Here is a 23823-nt window from a genome sequence, read left to right as displayed (position 1 = left end):
CGACGGTCTAGTCGCGCCCGAGAGCGAAGTGCGTGCTCCTACGAGCGCCGGGAGTCCGCCGCCTTCATGAGCTCCGCCAGCGCATCGTGCAGGTAGCCGACCAGGCTACGGAGGTCAGGCATGGTCTCGCGACATGCGACGATGCCGAAGTTCATCTGGTCGAGATAGCTCCACACCGTGATGTTGAGGCCGATGTTCTCGAGGATCGGGCCCATGGAGTAGATGGAGAGCAACTTCGCGCCCCCCACGTACAGCGGTTGCGGCGGTCCCGGGACGTTGGAGATCACGAGGTTGATCGGAGGGCGGTGGCGATCGGCCAGCCGCCAGCGGGAGTACATGCGGTTGAGCGCGGCGTAGGGGCGGGGCGGGGTGAGCTCGGACCAGTCGGCGAGCATCTCCACACCCAGGAGGTTGAGCTGTTCCTTCGCCCCCTTCATGACCTCGTGCACCGCTGTCACCCGTGCGACCGGATCGTCGAGATCGATCGGGACCGATGCGAACAGGTTGGAGACGCTGTTGGCCAGACGACCCTTCTCCTCGGTGCGCGTCGACACGGGCACGCCGGCGATGAGGGGTCGGTCGACCGGGTCGCCGCGCGCGTCGAAGTAACGGCGCAGCGCGCCCGCGCATGCCGCGAGGACGACGTCGTTGACGGTTGCTCCGAGCGCGGACTTCACCGCCTTCACCTCCTCGAGCGACAGCGAGGTGGAGACGTACCAACGGTGTGGTGTCAGCGCGGTGTTGAACGCCGTCTTCGGGGCGCTGAAGGGCAGGGGCGGGCTCACCGCGCCGGAGCGACGGCGACGGGCGACGGCACGGAAGCCCCCGAGCGTGCGCTTGACCAACGCAGGCACGCCGACGAGCGCGCGCAGCATGGCGACGATCGCCTGCCCGAGCAGCTGGGCCCCCGATGGAATGGCCTCGGGGCGCCACGGGCGCGCGGGGGGCGCGGGCGCGATCGCGTCGGGCACGGTGTCGAAGACGTTCACCAGCAGCTCGGCCGCCTTGACACCGTCGGCCATGCAATGGTGGATCTTCGAGACGAAGCCGATGGAGCCGTGCTCGAGCGCCTCGACGACCCAGAGCTCCCAGAGCGGGTGGCGGCGGTCGAGCTGGTGGCTGGCGATCTGGGAGACGAGCTCGTCGAGCTCCTCCTGGCCGCCGGGCGCGGGTACCCCGACGCGGCGCACGTGGAAGTCGAGGTCGAAGTCGGGGTCCTCGATCCACACGGGGTGGTGCAGGTTGAAGGGCACCTCTACCAGCCGGCGCCGAAACGGGGGGAGCAGGTGCAGGCGTTCGGCCAGCACCTCCTTGACCCCCTGGAAGCTGTAGCCGCCCGGCACCGTGGAGGGGTCGAGGATCGCGATCTTCAGCGTGTGCATGTGCTGGGTGGGGGTCTCCATGTAGAGGAACCCAGCGTCGAGCCCCGTGAGGCGCTCCATGACTGCGATTCTGGCACTCCGCCTAGAATCCCGTCATGGCCAGCGCGGCGGGGAACGCCTCATCGATGGCGGACTCGTAGATGGCGTGGCGTGACCGGCTCGATCTCGTACGGGGGCATGAGCTCACGTTGGGGACGCTGTTCGAGCGGCTCGAACGCGTACACGGCGACGCCCCTCTGGTGGAGGAGGACGGCGAGGACGGGCTGCGCCTGAGCTACGCGGAGGCCGCGGAGCTCACCGCGCGCTGGGCCGGTGCCATCCAGGCCAAGATCACTCCCGGCGACCGCGTCGTCATCGCGGCGCCCAACGGCTACGCCCTCGTGCTGCTGTGCGCCGCGGCCAGCCGCGCCGGTGGGGTGGCGGTGCCCGTCAACCCGAAGATGCGCGACGAGGAGGTCGACCATGTCGTGGCCGACTCGGAGGCCGCCATCGTCGTCCGCGACACGGCCGAACTCGACGGTGGCGCCGCCATCGAGGCCGTGCACGCGGAACCGGACGACGTCGCCGCGCTCTTCTACACGTCGGGGACGACCGGGAAGCCGAAGGGCGCGCAGCTCACCCACCGGGCGCTCGTCGGCCAGGCGGGGCGCGGTGTGCTGTTCCCTGCGCGGTTGCGACGCGACGAAGCCGTCACGGGGATGCCGGTCGCCCACATCGCCGGCTTCTCGATGCTCGTCCAGGCCGCGGCACTGGGCGTGCCCGTCTACCTGTTGCGCAAGTTCCGGCCCGACACCGCGCTCGACGCGATCGAGCAGCGGAAAGCGACCGTGTTCATCGGCGTGCCGGCCATGTACCGCATGATGGCCGAGGCGGGCGCGGAGACCCGCGACCTCTCGTCCATCCGCCTCTGGGCCTCCGGCGCCGACGCCATGCCCTTCGAGCTGGCCAAGAAGTTCCAGCGCCTGGGCGCCTCGGCCACGCTCCCCTTCATCGGGAAGTCGGTGGGCGAGGCGATGTTCGTCGACGGCTACGGCATGGTCGAGCTCGGCGGAGGCGTCGCCCTCAAGGTGCTGCCGCCGCTGCTGCCGGTGAGCGGCGCGGTCGCCATTCCCCTGCCCGGCTTCAAGATGAAGGTGGTCGACGACGAAGGCCGGCCGGTCGCCGGAGGCACCGTGGGCGAGCTCGTCGTGAAGGGCCCCGGCGTGATGCGCGGCTACCACGGCAAGCGGGGCGCCACCGACGAGGCGCTGACGGCCGACGGCTGGATGCGCACGGGCGACCTCGCCCGCCGCCGGCACCTGGGGCTGGTCGAGCTCGCCGGCCGCAAGAAGGACGTGATCAAGCACGGCGGCTACTCGGTGTTCGCGGTGGAGGTGGAGGCCGCGCTCGGGATGCACCCCGCGGTCGCCGAGGCGGCCGTCGTCGGGCTGCCCGACGAACGCAAGGGCGAGGTGCCGGTGGCGGCGGTCATCCTGCGGGAGGGCCACACGCTCACCGAGGCCGGCCTGGTGGCATGGGCCGACGAGCGGCTCAGCGACTACAAGGTGCCGCGCCGGGTGCTGTTCGTGTCAGAGCTGCCGCGCACGGGCACCGACAAGGTTCAGAAGGCCGAGCTGAAGAAGCAGTTCACCGCGGACGGCGCGACGTGAGCGACGCCGGCCTCCGAGGAGGGATACCGAGATGCCAGCCGTCTTCCTGATCGTCAGCGTCATCGGCCTGCTCTTCACGATCAACGCCTTCCGCCCGCTGCGTGTCGAGGTGCTCTCCCTGCCCGCGTTCTTCGCCGGCTGGCTCACGTCGGAGCTGCCGGTGCACCACCTCGTGTGGCAGATGGTGGCGACCGCGCTCTTCATCGCCGGCGGCGCGCTCGACGACTGGCCGGGCCTGGTGGGGTTGGGCATCACCGTCGTCTCGTGGTGCGGACTGGTCGTGCTCGTGGCACAGGCGTCACGTGCCGGCGCGGTGATGGAGGCGGCGCTGCAGGAGACGCTGGGCGAGGACTACCGGGCCGACATGGCACCCGAGCTGTGTGACGACGACGATCCGGTGCTGCGCTGGCAGCGCCTCGTGCTCCCGATCCGCACCCGTGATCGCGAGGTCGAGAAGGTGCGCGACATCGACTTCGGCGGGCAGGGACGGCGCAGCCAACGCCTCGACGTGTACCGCAACCGCGCCCGTCCGGACGGTCGTCCCGTCTTCCTCTACATCCACGGAGGCGGATGGGTCATCGGCGACAAGCGCGAGCAGGGGATCCCCCTCATGCTCCAGCTCGCGTCACGCGGGTGGGTGTGCGTGACCGCGAACTACGCGCTCAGCCCGAAGGCCACGTTCCCCGATCACCTGATCGATGTGAAGCGGGCGCTCGCCTGGGTGAAGGAGCATGTTTCCGAGTACGGCGGCGATCCCGGCTACGTCGTGATCAGCGGCGGCTCGGCCGGTGGTCACCTCGCGTCCCTCGCCGCGCTCACGCCCAACCGGGCCGAGTACCAGCCCGGCTTCGAGACCGCCGACACGACGGTCCAGGCCTGCGTGCCCTTCTACGGCGTGTACGACTTCACCAACCGCGACGGGATTCGGGGCCGGGGGATGGGCAAGTTCCTCGAGCGCACGGTGATGAAGTCGAAGCTGGCCACGGCGCGCGATGCGTGGGAGCGCGCGTCGCCGATGGATCAGGTGAACCAAGGCGCCCCCCCGTTCCTCGTCGTGCACGGGGCCAACGACACGCTGGTGCCGGTGGCCGAGGCCCGCAGCTTCGTCAGGCTGCTGCGCGCCGCGTCGGACGCGCCGGTCGTCTACGCCGAGTTGCCCGGAGCGCAACACGCCTTCGAGATCTTCCGGTCGGTCCGCACCCTGCACGTGGTGCGGGCCACGGAGCGATGGCTCGCGTGGGCCTACGGCACCCGGGCGGGCAAGCCTCGGTCGCGCGTCATTCGCGCCTGACGGCGGGGTCGCGATTACTCTGACGGCGCGTCAGATTCGAGCGATTCGGCGCGTCGGGGAGGTAGGCGCGGCGTGAACATCATGCGGGCAACGCACGACCTCGTGTCGCCCCTCCTTTCCGTTGTCACGCTTCCCGATGCGGAGCTCATCGAGCTCGGCGAGCGGGGGGTAGCGTTCGCCTGCGACATCCCCGGGCCCCGCCCCGACGCACCGGTGCTGTTGCTCGTGCACGGGTTGGGCGCCACCGCGCTGCTCAACTGGGCGCCGGCCTTCCAGTCGCTGTCGTCCCAGTTCCGGGTGGTCGCGCTCGACCTCCGCGGCCATGGCCGAAGCTCCGCGCCCGAGCGCCGGTTCCGGCTGTCGGACTGCGCCGACGACGTCGCCGCGGCCGCCCGGGCCCTCGGCATCGAGCACTGCGTGCTCGTGGGCTATTCGATGGGGAGCCAGGTGGCCCAGCTCGTGTGGCGGCGCCACCCGGACCTGATCCAGGGCCTCGTGCTCTGCGCGGCCGCTCGCAACTTCAAGGGCAAGCCGGGGGAGCGGCTGTTCTTCACCGCGCTACCCGCGGTCATGGGTGCGGTGCAGCTCATGCTCCCGGCGCCACCCGCCGCGGTGCGGCAACAAGCCGACGCGTTCGAGGCCGAGCCCGGCCCGACGGTTCGCCGTCTCCCCGGTTGGGCGTGGGAGGAGTTCCGGCGCACGCCACCGTCGGCCCTCTTCAAGGCGCTCTCGGCCATCGGCAGCTTCAGCTCGCGCGACTGGGTCGGTGAGATCGACGTCCCGACTGCCGTCGTCGTGATGATGCGTGACCGCGGGGTGCCGCCCACCCGTCAGATCAAGCTGGCCCAGTCGATCCCCGGCGCCACCATCCACCCGGTCGACGCCGGTCACGCCGCGTGCATGTTCGGCTCGCAGCGGTTCGTACCCGTGCTCCTCGAGGCCTGCGCTTCCGTGGCGAGCCGGATCGCCCACCCCCGATAGGCTCCTCGAGATGGATCTCGCCGCGCTCGAGGCGCTCACCCTGGACGACGCAGACGGCGTACCCCATCGCCTGGGCGACCTCTGGGTGGATCGCCCCGTCATCCTCGTCTTCCTCCGTCACTTCGGCTGACTGAACTGCCGAGCGCACGCGGCGCAGTTGCGTCGCCATCACGACGAGATCCGCAGCCGGGGCGCGGAGGTGGTGGCGATCGGCACGGGCGACGTGCGTTATGCGAAGGCGTTCGTGGCCGAAGAGCAGATCGACTTCCCCGTGCTGGTCGACGACGACGCGTCGGCGGCACGCGCGGCGAGTGTGCGCAAGGCGAGCATCTTCACCCTGGCGGGCCCGCGCTCGTGGAGCGGGAGCCGCCAGGCCCACCGCGACGGCTTTCGCGTGCACCGCTCGGGCAACCGTGTCACGCAGCTCGGTGCCACGTTCGTGGTGGGGCCCGGCTCCCACGTGCGCTACGCGCACCTCGACGCGCACTCCTCGGAACACGCACCGCTCGACGAGGTGCTGGCCGCGCTGCCTTCGCCTGGTTGACGGCGGCCGGCGGGGCTAACGCGTCCAAGCGTGCAGGCGGCCGTCCCATGCGCCGGCCAGCACCATGCCGTTCACGACGACCGGTGCGACGAAGAGCGCGCCGCGGACGTCGGCCGGCTTGCTCGACCAGAGGCGCTTGCCCGTGCGCGCGTCGAACGCGTGAAGTTGGTTGCCCAAGCCGTCGCCGTAGTACACGACACCGTTGGCGATCGTCGGCGCGGAGGTGACGCTGTCGTTGCGGCCGGCCGTCGTCTGCCAGGCGAGCTCGAGCCGGCAGTTGGCGCCGATCTTGAACGCGATCATGCCGTGCGTGTAGTTGCCGTCGGGCGGCGGCGTCGGGTTGGCCACGAAGAGGAGGTCGTGCTCGGGCCAGAACGCAGGGACCCCGATGAGCCGGTAGGGCGTGCCGGACACGTTGACGGTCTGCTGGGGGCCGCCGGCGATCGTGGCGCGGTTGTAGAGGTAGAGCGCACCGTGCTTGCGCATCGTCGCCAGCTGGGGCGGGCACCCCTTGTGCTGGAAGAGGACAGGCGTCGAGCCGAAGTCGTCGTCGTAACCGACGGTTGGCGGTGCGTGGCTCGCGAGTGGCGTCAGAGCGGCGGTGAGGCGGACGACATGGTTGCCGTATCCCGCGTTCTCCGGGCCGAGAGCGTTTCCTGTGGCGGCGAAGACGTCGCCGGTCCTCGGGTCGACGGAGACGCCTCCCCAGCCCCAGACGCTGCCGCCGAGCGGCGGCCCCTCACCGGTGATCCAGAAGGTGTGCGTCTTGGCCCCCGTGACCATGTTGATGCCGTAGATCCGGCCTTCGTAGGGACCGATGTCGCAATGGCTCGCGGTGGCGACGTAGAGCAGCCCCTTCCACGGCGTCGGCGCGCTCAGGACGAACTCATGGGTCGGGTCGTCGGTGAGCGTGACCGGCCAGCCCCGCACCTCCGCCCCGTTCGCCAGGTCGAGCCCGTGAAGCTTGCCGTCGGCCGTCGCCACGAACACACGCTTCCCGCGTCTGTCGATGGCGGCGCCGGCGGTGATGCCGAAGATGTTGTCGGGCGACTCGGAGCAGTCGAGGGTCTGGGTGGCGAACTGCTTCTTCCACACGATCCGCCCGTCGGCCACATCGATGGCGTAGAAGACGCCGTGCTCGGTGCCGACGTACGCGAGGTCGATCGCCTTCCCCCCGACGCGCACGCCCGCGGCGACCATCGCCGCGGTGTCGATGTTGGCGCCCAGTTCGACCGACCACCTCTGCTTCAGCTCGTCGACGTTGCTCACTCCGATCGTCGACTCGTGGGGGTTGAAGCCTTGACGCTCGACGCCGAAGCCCCACGTCGCCCAGTCGGTCGTGGGGCCGCGCGTTCCGCCGCTGGAGCAGGCGGCTGCGACGAGCGCGAGGCTCGCGGCCAACGCCACTCGACGAGCGACCCCGACCCTCCACCGCGAACTGCTCCGCACGAGCCTCCTCTGCCTTTGGTCCGGCGGAGCATAAGGCAGCCCGGTCCCGTGGAGGTGACAGACCGACGTGAGCGGGCCCCGGCGCATCGCCTACCGTGCGGGGGTGGCTCGGAGACGGCGCCTCGCGTTGGTGCCTGACGTGACCGTGCGGACACATCTGTTCTTGTTGACGCTCATCGCGGGCGTCGCCTGCTTCCTCTACTCCGCCCTGTTCTCGCGTGACCCGCTGATCACGCACGAAGGTCTCGATCTCTACTTCCGAACGCACGAGTACCTGAAGGAGTTCGGCAACGGCCACTGGGTGCCGCAGCTGTTGCCGGGTGCGGTACGCGGGGCGGGCTCGGCGTTTCCGACCTTCTACCCGCCGCTGGCATATCTCGTCGCGTCGCTGCTCTCGTTCGTGACCGGCGATCTCGTACGGGGGGTGAACCTGGCGCTCCTCCTCTCGGCCGTGCTGTCCGGATGGTCGATGTACTTCATGGGCGTCGTGGTGACGCGCAACCGGCTGGCGGCGGTGGTCGCCGCGGTGCTCTACCTCTCGTTTCCGTATCGGCTCGTCGACGTGTTCGTTCGCGGCGCGCTGGCCGAGTCGTGGTCGTTCGTGTGGTTCCCAGTGATCCTCGCGGGCACCTGGCGCGCCATCGCCGACCGGCGCACGCCGTGGTATCTCCCGGTCGCGTGGGCCGGCCTGGTGCTGACCCACCTGCCCACCGCGCTGTATTTCGGCTTCCCGTACGGCATCCTGCTGCTGTTGGGGGTGTGGCGTGAGGGATGGAGGGTCGCGGCCGGGCTGGCTGCCGCGTTCGTTCTCGCCCTGGGCTTGACGGCGTGGTTCCTCGTCCCGCAACAGAGCATGCTCGGCGATGTCGGGGCGTCGAGCGCCACTGCGCTCCACGCCGACACGGCCTTCGTGCAGCTCGGACGCGTGTCGCCCGGCAAGCTCCTCGGCGACTGGCGCAACGGCTGGCGCGGCCCCGACCGGGACTTCATCCTCCCCAACGGCACCGCCTGCCCGCGGACCTACTGCGGTCGATCGTTCGTGCTGGGTACCGGCCATCTCGCCATGCTGGCGCTCGTCGCGGTGTCGGCCGCGGTCCTGTTCCGTGGCTGGGCCCGGCGCCGGCGCGTGCCCGACGAGCAGCGGACGCGGATCTGGTTCGTCGCCGCCCTGCTCGTGGCGTACCTCTTCAACCTTGCCTTCGTGATCAACCCGCGAACGTTCCTCCGCTTCCTGCCGGGCACCTTCGGCTACATCCAGTACCCGTGGCGGCTCGTCGGCGTCCTAGCGTTCCTCGCCGCCACCATCGTCGCGATAGTGATCGCGTCGCGAGTGCTTCCGCGCTGGGTGACCGGGTGCGCTCTGGCGTTCACAGCCGTCGTCGCGGTCATCGTTCCGACCGTCCAGCGCGAGCCTGCCTTCTACCGCGGTGTCGACGAGCGCGACATCGAGCGTCTCCTCCCGTCACGTGGCGACCGGGGCTTCACCGTCGAAGGCGAGTACCTCCCGAAGCAGGTGAATCCCTACGACATCGGCCCCTACCTGATCGGTGCGCCCCAGGTGCGCGGCGACGGTCGAGTCGTGCGCTGGCATCGCGGCGGCGGCGACGTCGCCGTCGACGTCGACCTGCGCACGGACAGCACGGTCGTGTTCCCGCTCCTGTACTACGACGTGTACCGGGTGACCGCTGCAGGGCGGGGGCGCCTCCAGACCTTTTCATCACGCGGTCTCCTCGCGGCGCGCGTGCCGCCGGGCGCGACCGCGCTGCACGTCACGCACGGGCTCACCCCGGCAGGGCGGTTGGGCGCCGTCGTCACCTTCCTCGCCATGCTCCTTCTCATCACCGCGGTCGGGTTGCGCCGGCGCCGAGAGGCCCCGATGGTCGAGGCGGGCGCGACGGTGCCCGCGGACACCGGCTCGTCACCGGCGCCGGTCGCCCGCGCCCACCTGTGAGGGGGAGCGCCGTGTCACGGCCCCGTGCCTGGTGGAGGAGCGCGTATACGCGCAACGAGCGGTTGTGGTTGGCGGCGATCGTCGTCGTTGCCGTCGCCGTGCGCGTCGGTTGGGTCGTGTTGGCCGCACGGCGGGCGGTGATGGGCGACCCCGTCGCGTACACGTACCACGGCGCGCAACTGGCCAGGGGGCAGGGTTACCGGAGCTTCTTCGCCGCGTACACCACGCGCACGCCTCCCGAGCGCAGCGGCACGTTTCCGCCTACGGCCTTCTATCCCATCGGCTATCCCGCGGCGCTGGCGGTCGTCTTCTGGCTCGTGTTCCACACGCCGCTGCCCGACAACCTGCCGCGCGCGGTCGGCTTCTTCCAGGTGGCGTTGGGCGTGGGGAGCGTGTTGTTGGCGGCCGAGGTGGCGAGACATCTGTTCGGCTCGCGCGTCGCCGTCTACACGGCTGCGCTCGTGGCCGTGTTCCCGAGCCTCGTGTACTACACGGCCGAGGCCCATCTGGAGACGTTGTTCAACTTCCTCGTCCTCGCCGCGGTCCTGGTGATCGTCTCGGGACCGTGGCGCGACGTGAGTCGGCGCCGGCTGCTGGTCTTCGGCTTCGTGCTCGGGCTGTCGGCGCTCGTGCGACCCTTCTCGCTGCTGGTGCTCCCCGGGCTGTGTCTCGTGTGGCTGTTGAGTGGCACGCGCCTTCGTGCGGCCCTGGCCCGGACCGCCTGGGCCACGCTCGCGGTCGTCGTGGTGGTGAGCCCGTGGCTGGTGCGCAACGTGGTGGTGATGAAGGCACCGGTGTTCTCGACGGGGATCGGCGATGCGCTGTGCGACTCACGGCACCCGGGTGCCGGCGGGTCCTTCGAGGTGGCGGCGAAGTACTGCCTCGAGGGCTACGACCGTCTCCCGTCCGACCAGCGGGAGGTGCGGCGCAACCGCGACAACACGCGCAAGGCCCTGAGGTTCGTGGTCGAGCATCCGGGTGACGAGGCCCGGCTCATGTTCTGGCGCGGGTACTTCGCGTACCGAGACGACCACGACGCGCTGGCCGTCATCGCGGCCGACCCTACGCACCCCCTGCGGGAGTCGGACTTCCGTCCGGTGCTGGAGACGACGGCCGACGTCTACTACGCCGTGGTCGTGGCGCTCGGCCTGCTCGGCCTGCCCGCGTTGCTGCGCCGCCGGCACCCGAAGCGCCTCTTGGTGGCGGTTGTGATGGTGGGCTTGGGCGCGCTCCCCTTCATCCTGTTCGGTGATCCTCGATACCACGTGCCCGTCCTGCCCTTCCTCGCCATCTCGGCGGCCGCCGCGTTGGGGGCTCGACACCGGCCGGGCCGCGGGGCGTCGCCACGCACAGAACCGACGTCCCCAGCGGAAGCGATGCACGCGTGACGACGGCGCGCTCGAGTCGGGTGAGGAGGAGGGCGGCGGCGTCGAGGGCGGGTGAAGCGATGTCGAGGCCGAGTGGGGCGTCGGCCCCCGTGAGGCGCCGGCGGGCCCACACCGGCAGGACCAGCCAGCTGAAGACGTGCGAGAGGAACACGACGTCGAAGCCCTCGCGCTCGAGCTCGGCGCGCAGCGCGGCACGGCTGTAGCGGCGCACGTGGCCGAGCGCGTCGTCGGCCGCGCTCCAGAGCCGCGGGTGTCCGGGCACGTTCACGATGAGGTGACCGCGCGCCCGGAGCAGCCGCCGTGCCTCGGCGAGGGCCTCGCCGGGATGAGGGAGGTGCTCGAGCACGTCGAGGAGGCACACGACCGAGGCGCTGCCGGGGGCAAGCGGTAGGCGGCCCAGGTCGGCGCGGACCACGGTGAGGCCGTGACGGTGCAGGGCCCGGCCCGCGAGCTCCGCATTGCCCTCGACGAGGATCGTGTGGTCGTGGGGCCAGCCGAGCATCGCGGTGACCCCGCCGGCGCCGGCACCCAGGTCGATGAGGCGACCGGGCTCGGGCTCCCACCGTCGCAAGGTCCAGGCCACGAGCGCGGCCTTGCTCCGGAACCACCAGTGGGCGGCATCGGCCTCCGCCAGGGCGGCGGCATTGCTGTCGTCGAACACGCCTGTGTCCGGCCTGGGCTCGGAGGGGCGACGGTCGCCGGGGCGCCGGGCGACCTTGCGCCGGATCCGCGGCAGCGCCCATACCATGGCAACGCCGTCGCGAAGCACGCGCACCTGCGAGCCCTCGTCGTGCCGCCACTCGATCGCGATCTCGAGCACGGGGATGTCGAGCGAGTTGGCGACGGCGACGACTTCGACGTCCCACGCGAATCCCCGCTCGCGACAATGAGGAAGGATCTGGCGCCACAGGTCGGTCTGCGCCACCTTCGCCCCGCATTGCGTGTCGACGATGCCGGGCGCGACCATGAGCTGCACCGCCCGGTTGAAGGCGCGGCCGAGGAACTCGCGCACCGCTCCTTCCTGCTGGGTGATGTGCGACGCCGCCAGGTCACGCGACCCGATGGCGACGATGGGGGCCTGCCGGGCAGCGTCGGTGATGCGCCCGAAGTCGGGGAGGGGCGTGGAGAGGTCGAGATCGCAGAAGCCGGCGACCGGTGTGGTCGCGGCGGAGAGGGCGGCCTGGAGCGCCGCGCCTTTGCCGAAATGGGATCGACGGATGAGACGGGCTCGGCATGGAGGCGAGGACGCGAGGAACTTCTCGACCAGCGCGGCCGTCTCGTCGGCACTGCCGTCGTCCACGAAGACCAACTCGCTGCCTTCGGGCTGGCCGGCCACGAACGCGGCGATCTCGGGGGCGAACGAGTCGAAGCGCGCGGCCTCGTTGTACAGCGGTACCACGAGCGTGAGGCTCTCGTCGAGCACAGGCGGCGACTCTAGCGGTCGACCGGTGGTCGTCCCGCGAGCCGCAGGAACGGTCGCTCGACGATCACGAAGCTCACGTTGGCCGCGTGATCCCACCCATCCGCGGCTCCGCCCGCAATGGTGGATGATCCACGTAGATGCGGACCGAGCCGGCCGTCCATCCTGACTAGCTTCGGCAGAAGCGGTCGTACGCGTCGGCGGGCTCGGGCGGGATGCGGAGCCGCCAGTACGAGACCGCGTGCCAGAGGTTGTCGGCGAAGCGGTGAGCGGTGAGGGGAGCGGTGTAGGAGGCATCGAAGCGTCTCAGCGTGGGGCAGAGCAGCGCGGCGCGCGCCCGGTTCACCCGCTCGTCGAACGGCACGCCGGCGGGTGCGTCGATCCGCTGCGCGCCGAAACCGGTTGGGAGGGGAAACTCGCCCTCGTCGACGTTGGCGCCCGGCGCCAGCAACCGGGCTGCGATCCACGGGGCAGGCAGTGGCTTCTCGTGGGCGATCAACCCGCGTCGCGCCAGCTGCAAATGCGCGGTGAAAGGGTCGGCCAGTCCTAACAGGTCGAGGATGTACACGTTGGTGCCGAGCGCGTAGCCGGTGATCCCGATGCCGTAGAACGCGACCGCCGGCGTGCGCTCCCCCGGGGCGGGCGGGGCGTCGAGGCGAGTGGTCTGGAAGTAGACGCCGTCGCCGGTGAACCACCGTCGCTGCGGCTGTCCCTCACCCAAGCCGAAGTCTTCGACGGTGACGAGGTTGTGCCGCCCGGTCGCGAACTCGCCCCGGTTGTCGGCGGGTGACCGCAGGAAGAACAGACTCGCAACAACCCACGGAAGCACCAGCGTCGCCCCGAGGTACCGCGTGCGCAAGGGAACGACGGCGACGGGTGCGACGAATGCGAACAGCGCCGGCAACAGCAGGCGCGCGTACATGAAGTCGCCGCCCACGCGGACGATGTAGACGGCGTCGACGATGGCGCCGACGGCGAAGCCGCCGACGACCAGCAGGGCCCGCCACCGCTGCGCCTGTCGCAAAGCGCGGAACTGCGGCAGGTAGGCGCCCGCGAGGAGGACCACCAGCGGCACCCAGAGCCAGTACGGGTCGGCGAACGCGCGCAGGTAGGTCCACCCCGCGCTCCACCAGGCACGCGAAGCCTCCTTCGCGACAGCGGGTTGCGGTGCCAGCGCCCCGTAGTAACCCATGCGGAAGATCTGATACGCGAGAGGCACAGCGGCCATCGCCGCGAGTGTTCGCAAGCGCGCGGCGGGTCGGTCGTGGCCGCCTCCGAGGAGAACGACGGCGGCGAACAGCAGCGTGAACACCGCGAGCTCGGGCCGGATCAGCGCGCCGACGCCGAGCACGACCGCCGCCGCGGTGCCGATCGGCCGCGACGTCCGTGCCCACCGGGCGAGCACCCAAAAGCAGAAGCCGAGCCAGGCGTAGGCCAGCCCGCCCTCGAGCCCGCTCGACGAGAACGTCCATACCGGGGAGACGGCGACGAGGACCGCTGCGCCGACCGGCACGAACAACTGCCTCTCGCCCGTCTGGGAAAAAAGCGAGCGGGCACCCGCCATCGCCAGGCACACGCCCGTCAAGGTGAGCGCGATGCCGAGGAGGACAGCGATCCATTCGAGGCGTAGCGGGATCACGAGATCGGCGAGCGTGAGGGTGAACACCCACAACGGGCTCGACGATGCCTCCACCCGCTGGCCGACGTTGAAGACTGGCCCATGGCCGGCCAGGATCTGGTGGACGACCCGCAAATGGATGAAGCCGTCGTCCGACATCCAGCGCCGCGACCACGCCAGGGCGGCGAGGACGACGAGCGGGGTCGCGAGCACGGCCGATTGCGCCCAGCCCGCCGCGAGGCGGCGCGCGGGCTGCGATCGAACGAGTTCGGGCGCCGCGATGCTCACGACGGCAAGTGAAGCCGACCAGGCTGGGTTGATCGAGCAGGGCCCGGACGCGCGCGGCGGCGAAAGCCGTCGGCCCCAGACGTCAGCGCTCGGTTCAGCGCCACCGACGCCACCAAGACCAACGCGATCTCAGCACGTTCGCGATCAGGATGACCAGCGGGAAGAGCGAAGTTCCGCGCCTCCGCAGCGAGACCGCTCCCGCGACAGACAGCCACGATCCCGAAGTAGGCGACCAATCCGACAAGCGAGAGGCCTTCATCACAGAAGCACTCCCCTCGGTCCAAGGTCAGTTGCTGGTGAGGGCGAAAGAAACCCCATGTGCGCCCCTCGCGGGCGAACACCACGAATGGAAGCCGCGAGAGATGCGAGCGAATGTAACGAACGACGAGGGGCCGGTATTCGCCATCGACCGTGGAGAGATCACAGCCGGTTCCACTCCTCCCAAGGCAACGACAGCGATCGCAGCGGCTCCCAGGATGCACGACCAAATCTTACGGGCCAACGTACTTCGAAACCCGACAACGGATGGGGCCGCGAGATACCGCCTGTAAGCGGGCGGTGAGAAGGCTGTGCCTGTTCAGCGGGACGTATGTCGGGCGTATCGAGAGCCCGAAGGCGACGAGTGACCCGCTCCGGTCGAATACCTCGCGCGAAGAACACCCACCGGGGTAATGCTAACCCGGACCGATTGGATTCTCGGAGGTGGCCGCGATGCTGTTGACGAGCGCGCGGCTGCCCGCGACCGCACCGGCCCGACTCACTACATTGAGCCGGCGTGAGCGCGACGGTCTCCTTGACGCTGTCCGGGGTGGGGCGCATCTACGGCCCCGACTCCCGCGGGGTGCTCGACCTCGCGCGCGCGGCCGACGACGCGGGTGTCGACCGGATCGTGGTGCCCGATCACGTCGTGATGGGAAGTCGCACCGACCGCTATCCGTTCGGCACCTTCCCGTACCCGCCGGAGGAGCCGTGGCCCGAGCCGCTCGTCGTGCTCGCCGCCATGGCCGGCGTGACCACGCGCGTGCGTCTGAGCACCGGCATCCTCATCGCTCCGCTCCGACCTGCGGTGCTGCTCGCGAAGACGGCGGCCACGCTCGACGTGCTCTCGGGTGGGCGTCTCGACCTTGGGGTGGGCTCGGGCTGGCAGCGAGAGGAGTTCTGGGCCAGCGACATGGGATGGGCCGATCGCGAGCAGCGGCTCGACGACACGGTGGCCGCCTGCCGGGTGCTGTGGCGTGACGCGCCCGCGTCGTTCACCTCGCCGACCGTGTCGTTCGCGGACATCTGGTGCCGACCCGCGCCGGCGCAGGCCGGCGGGATACCGGTGTGGTTCGGCGGAGGCGCGACGGAGCGCACGGCTCGCCGTATCGCCACCCTGGGCGACGGCTGGCTGCCCATCGCGGGCACGCCGGTCGACGAGGTGGCCTCAGGGATCGCGCTCCTGGCCCGGGAATGCGAGCGGGCCGGTCGCGACCCCGGCGCGGTCGGTGTGCGCGCCGGGCTCGCGGGCGTCAAGGGCCCCGACGGTCGGCCCGACGTGGAGCGCACGCTCGACGCGGCGGCCGAGCTGGTGGACCTGGGCGTCACGGGTGTGTCGATCGCGCTCGGCCGCTTCGTGCGCGCGGCCGACGACGTGGCCGCGTTCTTCGACGCGCTCAGCCGGGCGTCAGGTGTGGGCTGACCGCGCGAGCCCGCCCCACGCGACCACCTCACCTGCAACCGCGAGGAGCTCGTCGGTGTGCGACGCGTCGACGGGGACGGTGAGCCGCGTCACGCGGTTGTGATCGAGGGCCGTCCGCACGTCGACGCGATGCTCGTCGGCGCTCGCCAGCGCACCCTCGCCGGCCCACAGCTCGAGAAGGAAGCCGACCTCGAGGCGTGCGGCCAGGTCGAGCACGCGCCCGGTCATCGCGTCGACGGGCGACGTCGTCACCGCCATGGCCGGACGATCGTCGAGTCGGGCGACGAGTGCGGCCGCGGCCGCGTAGCCCGGAGCCACGGTGGCGGGGACGCCGATGCTGCGCGGCTCGGTCGTCGGGAACGTGCGCGCGATCCAGAAGCCCGCGAGGCCGGGGTCGGCGGCGATCACGCCGCCGGGAGGGAGCTCGGCGCGGAGGTCGGCGACCGCCCGGGCGGGAGACAGGGGGACGCGGGCGGCGGGCGACAGTCGCCGGACGACGGCCGCCAGCTCGGGGTAGAGCCGGTTGGGCGGGCCGGTGACGGCCGCTCCGATCCAGGAGGGCGCGAGCGCACCGAGGTGCTCGGGTGCGACGACGACGTACGGTGCGAGCCCCCAGCGCGTCTCAGGGGCCTCGTCGGGGTCGAGGCCGGTGACGACGAGCAGGTCGACGTCGGCGAAGCCCAACAGGGCGAAGTCGTCGGCTTGGAGACCGCAGGTCCCGAGGTGGTGTGCGCTGTCCCACGCGAACATCCCCTTCGCGCCCCAGGTGTTGGCCACGCCGAGGCCGCCCGCGGCCGCGAAGGCGCGTACGCCGTCGAGCCTGCCCGTGCGGACCACGCCGGGGCCGGCGAGCACCGCCACCGACGCGGCCGGCCCGGGCCCTGCGGGAGGCTCGCCTACGTCGTCGCCTGCGGTCGTCCGGCCCGTCGCGAGCGAGAGGTCGACAGGTGTGTCGAGGTCGAGCTCGAGCGCGAGCTCGACCGTTGCCGGCACGGGCCCGGCCGCGACCGCGCACGCCTCGGCGACCGCACCGACGAGGTCGACCGGGTCGGTGACCGCGACAGGGATCGCGCGTCCGCCGGGACGCGACGAGACGCGCAGCCGCCGGTCGGTGAGAAAGGCGGCGCCGGGCGCGGGGCCGAGATGGCCCGCGGCGTCGGCCAGCAACGTCGCGAGCGAGTCGTCGAGCACGTCGACGCTCGGTACACCGGCGATCGGCTGGCCGAACACGCGCCTCACACCCGCGTCGCGCAGCGCCCGGCCGAGAACGTCGGCGACGGTGGGCAACGTCAGGCGCGGCGGCCGGTCACGGTCTGGTGGACGATGTGCGCCATCGTCTCGACCATGGCGTCGCGGCTCACGCCCCGGCCCTCGAACTCGAAGTGATAGGCGGCCATCCGCTCCATCATCGCGACGAGCGCGCCCGCGGCCGCGTACGGGGTGATGCCGTCGGACACCCGGCCCGCCGCCCTGGCTTCGGCGATCTTGTCGCTCAGCCGGTTGGTGATGACACCGAGGGCCCGGTTGCGCACCAGCCGGAACCGGCGATCACCCTCCTGGGCGGCCAGGTTCCGGGTGCGCAGCACGGCCCGGTGACGGTCCCAGTAGTCGATGAACCCGTCGACCAGCGACCGGGCGGCATCGAGGCCGGCGGCACCCCGCCACGGCACGTCGAGCAGCCCCGCGAGCTCGTGGAGCTCGTCGCCCACCTCCTCGGAGAGCGCGAGAACCGCCTCCTCCACGTCGCGGAAGTACTGGTAGAAGGTGGCGGGCGAGGAGCCGACGCGTCGGGCGATGTCGACCACCGCGAGGTCCAGGATGCTCGTCGTCTCGAGGAGCTCCGCGGTGGCGTCGAGCAGGCGCCGGCGCGTGAGCTGGGCCCGGCGACCGAGGCGTCGGCCGTCGATCGACACCAGGTCGGAGGAGCTCACGACCTGTCAGCGTACGACGCGGCCTAAGCTGCGGCCATGAAGGTCGTGGTGGACAACGACGTCTGCGAGAGCAACGCCATCTGCATGGGTCTCGCGCCCGAGGTGTTCGAAGTGCGCGACGACGACAACCTCTACCTGCTCGACGAGCATCCACCCGAAGCCCTGCGGGCCAAGGTCGAAGCCGCCGTGCGCGGGTGCCCGAAGCAGGCGATCTCGATCCAGGAGGACTGACTCCCGCCCGGAACCGGTCGAGTCGCTGCGCTCACCCGTGCGCGCCGCGAGGCCCGTCGGGTAGCCGGCCCGCGCAGTCCTCGCAGAGCACGTAGCCCAGGGCGCGACGGATCTCGGTCGCCGCCGCATAGCCCTCGCGGCTCACGTAGACGGACTGCCCGCGTTCGATCGGCTGCCCGCACTCGCTGCACTCCACGCCACCAGCGTGGCACGCGTTGGCCCGGTGCTCGCGACGGGGCGGGGAACGGTCAGGAGCAGAGCACGGCGGCGCGACTCGACAGGGCCAGGCCGCGGCGTGCCTGCCTGAGCACGTGCGCGTCGAGACCGTTGGTGAAGTAGCAGAACGAGAGCCCGGACGCGGGGTCGGCCCACGCGATCTGGCCGCCCGCGCCCGCGTGGCCGAACGCGCGCGCGGAGACGGTGCGGCCGAAGTTCATGCGCATGTGCGCGTAGCCGTCGTCGCCCGCGACGACGAGCCCGAGCGTGCGGTTGGCCGGCGAGCGGAACCAGGGATCGGGGAAGACGTTGCGGACGTTGCCGGTGGCATCGGCGAGCACGTCCGGGTCCCACAGGTTGCCCGGGTTGGTCAGCAGCCCCTGGTAGAAGAGGGCGAGCTCGGCGGCGCGGGTCACGCCCCCGCCCCCTGGCACACCCGCGCGTCGCGCGTCGGGGGAGTTGAACTCGAGCAGCGCGTGGTCGGTGACCTCTGTCAGCGGGATCTCCCGGATCCCGAAGACGGCTTCGAGCTCGTCAGGCGACGCGGGCTCGCCGACGGTTGCGAGCGGCGCGATGTCGCGTTGCTCGTCGAGCGGGAGACCGACGCGGAGGCGGGGCAGGCCGAGGGGCAAGGCGATGCGCTCGTGGATGAACGCGCGATAGTCCTGCCCGGTCTGGCGATCGATGAGCTCGGCGAGCACCCAATGGGCCGACGTGGCGTGGTACTCGAACGCGGTGCCGGGCTCCCAGTTGAGGCGCCAGTCGGCGAAACGAGCGACGCGGGCGGCCCGGTCGTTCCAGAGCGCGGGCGCCATGGGCGCGTAGGGGAAGCCCGCGGTGTGGAGCATCACCTGCTCGATGGTGACGACGTCCTTGCCGTTCGTCGCGAACTCGGGGATGACATCGGCCACCTTCGCCGCGGGGTCGAGCCGGCCTTCGGCCATCACCATCCACGCGGCCGCCGCCACGAGCGCCTTGGTGCAGGAGAAGATGACATAGCGCGTCTCGTTGGTGGCGTCGCCGAAGGTGTGGAACGCGGCGAGGCGGCCGTGGCGGGCGACCGCCAGCTGGCACGAGGGGAGCAGCCCGGAATCGACGTCGCGGCCGGCGCGGTCGAGGAGCTCGGACAGGCGCTGCGGGTCGATGCCGAGATCGGCGGCGTCGGCTACGTCGTTGGGATCGAACATGCGCCGAGCGTAGACGGGAGCGCGCGATCAGCTCCGCTGCGCCCTGGCGAAGCGGCGGATCTGCTGCTCGGGCTCCTTGCGGTCGAGGTAGTCGCGCCAGCGCGTGACGAGCCCGTCCGCGTCCACCTCGACGATCGTCGCGCCGCGCATCTCGATCGGGGCGCCGCTGCCCGGCTCGTCGCCCTCGCCGCCGAGATAGGTGGCTCGCCCGACCCACTCGAACACGGCCCAGTCGTCGCCGCCGCGGATGAAGGTGATCTCCTGCGTCCAGTCGGGGAACGCGCCGCGGGTGTCGCGCGCGATCGCGCGCAGGTCGGTCGTGCCTGCGGTGGCCGGGTCGGTGAAGGTGGCGCCCGGCGCGAAGAGTCCCTTCCAGTCACCCCGTGCCGCGACATCGATCGCGCGCTCGGCCCGACGGGCCCAGGCCTCCCAGTCCACCCGTCGCTCCCGCCTAGCTCGCGAACCAGGGCCGGGCGTCGTCGGTCGTCCGCGTCGAGCTCGCGCGATCGCGCAGGTCGATGTCGAGCTCGCGCTCGGGATCGCCCTCGTCGCCGGCGGCGCGCCGGACCGACGAGTGGGCGGCGCTCCATTCGCCAGGATCCCGGGTGACGACGACGAAGCGGCCGTCGGGCCCCAGGCGGCGAGCCTCGAGCAGGAGGTTGACGCGCTCGTCGGGCCCGATCGCTTCCTGGTCGATGTAGAGCAGGGCGCCGTCGCCGGCGTCGTGGTCGCCGGCCTCGGCGGCCAGCCGTTTGGCGTCGTGCTCGAGCTCGGCGAGCGTTCGCCCCCGTAACAGCTCGGCCAGCCGCATGCGTGCCGCGAGCCGCCGCTCGGCCTGGTCGAGCTCGTGCAGGCGGTCAGTTGCTCCCGCGCGCAGCGCCAACGCCCGTTCCGCCAACTCGACCATCGCGCCCGGCTCGGGCGCGGGCTCGGTGGAGAAGCCGAGTGCCGAGGCGGTCGCCGACCAACTGGCGTGGGCCTGACCCTCCTCGTCCGCGGCGCGCCCCCGCCAGGCCCGCGCCTCGTGGAGCGACGCCACGGCGGCAACGAGCTGCTCGACCTGGTCGGGGTCGAGCTCGTGCCCCCCGACGGCCTCCCATCGTTCGAGCGCGGCCCGGAGGGCGTCGTCCGCGGCCATCGACTTCATGACCCGCACGCCCCAGTCGCCGAACTCGCCCTCCCGCGCCCGGAGATCCTCGCCGAGGTCGCGAGCCGTGGTCTCGGCCTCGACGCAGGTCCGGCGGGCCGGGCGCACGACCGACCGACGCTGCAACAGGGCGCCCAGCGCGAGCACGACGAGCACGCCGCTCAGGACGGCCGCAGCAGGCAGGGTGATGGCGCCGGCCGCGCCGGCCGCGAAGGACGCCGCCGCCACGACGACGAGGGCGACCGACGCGGCGACGAGCGGCTTGGTGTCCGCGAGCGCCTTCTTGTACCGCAGGTCGGCCTGGTAGGCGCGCTTGCCCGCGGCACGCAGCTCGATGCGCTGCTCCGGCCGCACCGCCTTCGCAGCCGTGCCCAGATCGGCCTGGGCCGCCTGCGCGGCCGCCTCGGCCATGGCGATGTCGTGGCTCGCCTCCCGCAGCAGCTCGGCATCGACGTTGAGGGGGACGCCGGGCGCCAGGCGCTGGAGTCGCCGCTCCGCCTCGGCCACGGTCCCGTCCGCCTCGGCCCGGAGCGACGACGAGGCGCGCAGCTCCTGGGTCTGCTGCCGCAAGCGGCCGACGCGCAGCTCGGCGTCGAGGGGCAGGGCCACCGCGAGGCGAATCGCCGCGGCCTGCTCGATGAGCGCGGCGTCGGCGGCGTCGTCGTGACCTTCGAGGTCGCTGAGGAGCTGTCGGGCCAGCTCGGCCTCGGCTCGGGCCACCCGCGCCTGCGCACCGTTGAGCCGCTGGTCGACGAGGTCGCGGAGCTCGTCGACTCCGCCGATCGGGTGGGCGCTCAGGCGGGTGCCGAGGAACGCGCCCGGGCCCCCCGTGGTCACGTGTCGCGTCCCGTGCACGACTGTCGCGGCGTCCGCGGTCGGTTCGTGGCGTTTCCCCGCAATGGCACCCCTCTCGGAGGGGCAACGTTAGGCTAATGCGCGAGCACGGTCGAACGCAGCCGCCGGTTCGGCTCGCCCGGTACGCCCAGGTTCAGTTCGGCTGCGGCTGTCGCTCCGGCTCCGACGACGACCATGTCGTGCTGGTCGTGGTCGGCTCGCTGGTGACGCGCTCGCGTCCCAGGAGCAGGTGGAGCTGGTCGAGGCGTCGGACGAGCTGACGTGCGCCCTGGCCGCAGATGTAGCCGATGGCGCGCACATCGTCGCGTCGGATCGTGAGCATCCGCCCGTTGAAGTCGTGTCGCTGCGACTCGATCATGCGCAGGTAGCGGGACAGCAGCTCGGCCTCGGGCTCGGACACCCGCTCGAGCTGGGTCAGGTCGATGGTGACGTTGTCGCCGCTGTCGACACCGGCGCCCGCGGAGCCGGGCCGCGGCGCGAACGCGTGCTCCGACGCGGCGTCGGGTGAGTCGATGTCGGGCAAGAGGGCATCGACGGGCACGCCGTAGATGCGCGCGAGACGGGCCAGTCGGGGAACGGAGATGGCGCGCTCGCCGCGCTCGTAGTTGCCGAGCGCGGCGGCCTTGAACTCGCGGTCCGAAGCACGCGCGACGGCGGAGAGCGAGAGCCCCTTTCCCTCACGCACGGCACGCAGGTGCTCACCGAGGCGCTTGGCGTATGACGGAGGGACGGCGTCGGCGTCGGTATCGGTCACCGGCGGACCTTGGGGGCGACACCAATGAGGCAACGAAGGGCGCGAACGGTGACCACGAAGGGTTGCCGCTGTGCTGCTGTGGCGTCAATCGTATGGTGGGCACGCATGTGAAGCACTGACCAGCCTTGTCGAGGCGGACAGATAAACGCTGCTGGAGTCAACGCTGCTGCAGATGCGAGGCCGTTCGATCGCCCCGCCAGGCTGGGGTGACTCTAAACCGTCGACCTCAGCAAGGGAAGCATCCTCGGATGGCGCGTGCGCAGAACGAGAAAGGGCGGGCACCGACGATGGCGCCCTGGCTCTCTTTCCTGGGTGGCGGGAGCGATCAGATGACGTCGCGTTCGTGCACCACGGCCTCGCGACGGGGGGAAGTGACGATGGGGGTGGCAGTCGTGGTGGTGGTGCGGCGCGCCCAGAGCAGGGAGAGGAAGAGCCCGATCGCACCCACGACCATCAGGATGACGCCGATCGTGTTGAGATCGAATCCCTTGGGGTTGTCGACGGTGACTGCGAACTCGAGGATCGCGCCGACGGCGATCAGGAAGATGCTCGTGCCGATGCTCATGTGTTGCCGAACCTCCTCGGGCCCGCGCGACCCGGCTGATTTGACTACGGAACGTGACGAAGGCTCTACCCCGTGACGTGAGATCGAAAACGCGAGCGCACGAGTAGGGTCCTGCGCCAACGGAGCACCCGGAACGAAACGCGCAGAGAGAAGGGCTGGAAGGGACGGCAATGCCCGACACGCCGGTCACCGTCGTGATCGTCCACTGGGACCAGGCCGAGCGCTGCGTCCGCACCGGTCGCGCGTTCGCCGCCCAGCGAGGCGTGGACGCGCGCCTCATCGTGGTCGACAACGGCTCGGCTCCCGCTGCGGTGGCCGCGGTGGCCGCGGGTCTGCCCGCGGCGGAGGTCGTGCGCGTCGGCCGCAACGTCGGGTTCGGTGGCGCGGCCAACGTCGGCGTGCGGCGCTGGTTGGAACGGGGCTGGGGCGAGTGGGTGGTCGTCGCCCCCCACGACGCGCTCCCCGAGCCGGATTGCCTTCGGCGCCTCCTCGACGCCGTCGCCGAGCGCCCCCGGGCGGGACTGGCGAGCGCCGAGTTCGGCGAGCCGGGCAAGCCCGTGGTCGACCGCTACTTCGGGGGGATCCTCGTCGACCGGCGTCGAGACGAGGGCTGGGAGGACGCCGGCCATCCGCACGGCACCCTCCTCCTCGCCCGACGGGGGTGCCTGGAGGACATCGGGCTGTTCGACGAGCGCTATTTCGCGTACTGCGAGGAGGCCGACCTCGGTCTGCGGGCGACGGCCGCGGGATGGGAGGTGGGCGTGGTGTGGGGGGCCATCGTGCGCAACCCGAGCGTGAGCGTCCGCTCCGAGGTGGCCGAGTACCTCATGCTGCGGAACTCACTCCTGCTCGTCCGCGAGCACTTCGGGCGCTACCCGGCCTTCATCCGCATCTGCTTCGCCCTCGTCAACACGACCCGTCTGGGGCTCCACCCCGCGGCGCGGGGCCCGTTCTTCTCGTGGCCCGCCCGGCGGCGGGCGTTGCTCGACTTCCTCCGCCGCCGCCTCGGCCCTCCACCGCCCGAGCTGCTGAGCGCTCCGGGTCAAGGAATCGCCGCTCCCATCCGATGATCGGGAGGTGAAGCCGACGCGCCTCCTCGCCGCAGCGCTGCTCGTGGTCTCCGGCCTCGCGGGGTGCGGAGGCTCGTCCCACCCCGCCACCGTCCCGGACGGCCCGCCCAACACCGGCCTGCCGGTCGCGAAGCGGGCGCAGGACGTCGTCAACCAGCAGAACCAGCGCACCGGCCAGCTCGAGCAGCAGACCGGCTCGGGGAGCCCCGCGGGCCCGTAGGGGTC

The 23823-nt window shown here is 71.5% G+C and carries 19 protein-coding genes; 10 read left to right on the top strand and 9 right to left on the bottom strand.

All coding sequences use genetic code 11. The features are described 5' to 3' along the window. Window positions 1-38: 38 nt before the first annotated feature. Window positions 39-1442, bottom strand: coding sequence for a wax ester/triacylglycerol synthase family O-acyltransferase (locus E6G06_09575; protein ID TML91691.1), 1404 nt, complete (start codon window positions 1440-1442; stop codon window positions 39-41). Window positions 1443-1522: 80 nt separating this feature from the next. Here E6G06_09575 and E6G06_09570 point away from each other — a divergent pair, with 80 nt between their 5' ends. The 4 genes from E6G06_09570 (at window position 1523) to E6G06_09555 (ending at window position 5847) form a co-directional block, all read left to right on the top strand. Beyond that, window positions 1523-3031 (top strand): long-chain fatty acid--CoA ligase, encoded by a 1509-nt coding sequence (locus tag E6G06_09570; GenBank protein ID TML91690.1) that lies wholly within the window; start codon window positions 1523-1525, stop codon window positions 3029-3031. A 31-nt stretch (window positions 3032-3062) separates the two neighbouring features. Continuing rightward, a complete protein-coding gene (locus tag E6G06_09565) occupies window positions 3063-4322 on the top strand; it encodes an alpha/beta hydrolase (GenBank protein ID TML91689.1) in 1260 nt (419 codons plus the stop codon). 72 nt (window positions 4323-4394) lie between these two features. Beyond that, window positions 4395-5303, top strand: a complete 909-nt coding sequence (locus E6G06_09560; GenBank protein TML91688.1) for an alpha/beta fold hydrolase — start codon at window positions 4395-4397, stop codon at window positions 5301-5303. 130 nt (window positions 5304-5433) lie between these two features. Next, the gene (locus E6G06_09555; protein TML91687.1) at window positions 5434-5847 is read left to right on the top strand and encodes a redoxin domain-containing protein; all 414 of its coding nucleotides are present in this window, start codon (window positions 5434-5436) and stop codon (window positions 5845-5847) included. Between the two features lie 15 nt (window positions 5848-5862). On the opposite strand, the gene E6G06_09550 is transcribed toward E6G06_09555, so the two are convergent. Further along, window positions 5863-7383: a hypothetical protein gene (locus E6G06_09550; protein ID TML91686.1), complete on the bottom strand. Its 1521-nt coding sequence runs from the start codon at window positions 7381-7383 to the stop codon at window positions 5863-5865. On the opposite strand from E6G06_09550, the gene E6G06_09545 reads away from it, so the two are divergent. Further along, window positions 7364-9247, top strand: a complete 1884-nt coding sequence (locus E6G06_09545; protein TML91685.1) for a hypothetical protein — start codon at window positions 7364-7366, stop codon at window positions 9245-9247. The genes E6G06_09550 and E6G06_09545 overlap by 20 nt on opposite strands. Further along, window positions 8068-10635, top strand: coding sequence for a glycosyltransferase family 39 protein (locus E6G06_09540; protein ID TML91717.1), 2568 nt, complete (start codon window positions 8068-8070; stop codon window positions 10633-10635). Before E6G06_09545 ends, E6G06_09540 begins: the two co-directional genes overlap by 1180 nt. Here the strand turns inward: E6G06_09540 and E6G06_09535 are convergent. After that, window positions 10484-12352: a glycosyltransferase gene (locus E6G06_09535; GenBank protein ID TML91684.1), complete on the bottom strand. Its 1869-nt coding sequence runs from the start codon at window positions 12350-12352 to the stop codon at window positions 10484-10486. The two genes, E6G06_09540 and E6G06_09535, sit on opposite strands and share 152 nt — an antisense overlap. A 2384-nt stretch (window positions 12353-14736) precedes the next feature. Between E6G06_09535 and E6G06_09530 the strand changes: the two genes are divergently transcribed. Continuing rightward, complete coding sequence (locus tag E6G06_09530; GenBank protein TML91683.1) at window positions 14737-15642, top strand: TIGR03619 family F420-dependent LLM class oxidoreductase; 906 nt, start codon at window positions 14737-14739, stop codon at window positions 15640-15642. On the opposite strand, the gene E6G06_09525 is transcribed toward E6G06_09530, so the two are convergent. Beyond that, window positions 15628-16929: a hypothetical protein gene (locus E6G06_09525; GenBank protein TML91682.1), complete on the bottom strand. Its 1302-nt coding sequence runs from the start codon at window positions 16927-16929 to the stop codon at window positions 15628-15630. The two genes, E6G06_09530 and E6G06_09525, sit on opposite strands and share 15 nt — an antisense overlap. Window positions 16930-16931: 2 nt before the next feature. Beyond that, window positions 16932-17573 (bottom strand): TetR/AcrR family transcriptional regulator, encoded by a 642-nt coding sequence (locus tag E6G06_09520; GenBank protein TML91681.1) that lies wholly within the window; start codon window positions 17571-17573, stop codon window positions 16932-16934. 36 nt (window positions 17574-17609) lie between these two features. Here E6G06_09520 and E6G06_09515 point away from each other — a divergent pair, with 36 nt between their 5' ends. Then, on the top strand, window positions 17610-17804 hold the full coding sequence (locus E6G06_09515; GenBank protein ID TML91680.1) for a ferredoxin: 195 nt from the start codon (window positions 17610-17612) through the stop codon (window positions 17802-17804). 248 nt (window positions 17805-18052) lie between these two features. Here E6G06_09515 and E6G06_09510 read toward each other — a convergent pair whose 3' ends face one another. The 4 genes from E6G06_09510 to E6G06_09495 all read right to left on the bottom strand — a co-directional run bounded on the left by E6G06_09510 (window position 18053) and on the right by E6G06_09495 (window position 22528). Continuing rightward, window positions 18053-19207 (bottom strand): beta-lactamase family protein, encoded by a 1155-nt coding sequence (locus tag E6G06_09510; GenBank protein ID TML91679.1) that lies wholly within the window; start codon window positions 19205-19207, stop codon window positions 18053-18055. A 27-nt stretch (window positions 19208-19234) separates the two neighbouring features. Beyond that, window positions 19235-20254, bottom strand: coding sequence for a nuclear transport factor 2 family protein (locus E6G06_09505; GenBank protein ID TML91716.1), 1020 nt, complete (start codon window positions 20252-20254; stop codon window positions 19235-19237). 1088 nt (window positions 20255-21342) lie between these two features. Next, window positions 21343-21996 carry a transcriptional regulator gene (locus E6G06_09500; protein TML91678.1) on the bottom strand — a complete coding sequence of 218 codons (654 nt, stop codon included), beginning with the start codon at window positions 21994-21996 and terminating at the stop codon, window positions 21343-21345. 292 nt (window positions 21997-22288) lie between these two features. Beyond that, window positions 22289-22528, bottom strand: coding sequence for a hypothetical protein (locus E6G06_09495; protein ID TML91677.1), 240 nt, complete (start codon window positions 22526-22528; stop codon window positions 22289-22291). Window positions 22529-22698: 170 nt separating this feature from the next. Between E6G06_09495 and E6G06_09490 the strand changes: the two genes are divergently transcribed. Further along, window positions 22699-23598, top strand: coding sequence for a glycosyltransferase (locus tag E6G06_09490; GenBank protein ID TML91676.1), 900 nt, complete (start codon window positions 22699-22701; stop codon window positions 23596-23598). 7 nt (window positions 23599-23605) lie between these two features. Next, window positions 23606-23818, top strand: a complete 213-nt coding sequence (locus tag E6G06_09485) for a hypothetical protein (GenBank protein ID TML91675.1) — start codon at window positions 23606-23608, stop codon at window positions 23816-23818. Window positions 23819-23823 lie beyond the last annotated feature (5 nt).

The sequence above is a fragment of the Actinomycetota bacterium genome (genome assembly GCA_005888325.1).
GTDB lineage: Bacteria > Actinomycetota > Acidimicrobiia > Acidimicrobiales > AC-14 > AC-14.
The sequence above is the reverse complement of the archived record's forward strand: the minus strand, read 5'-3'. Positions and strand labels throughout refer to the sequence as shown.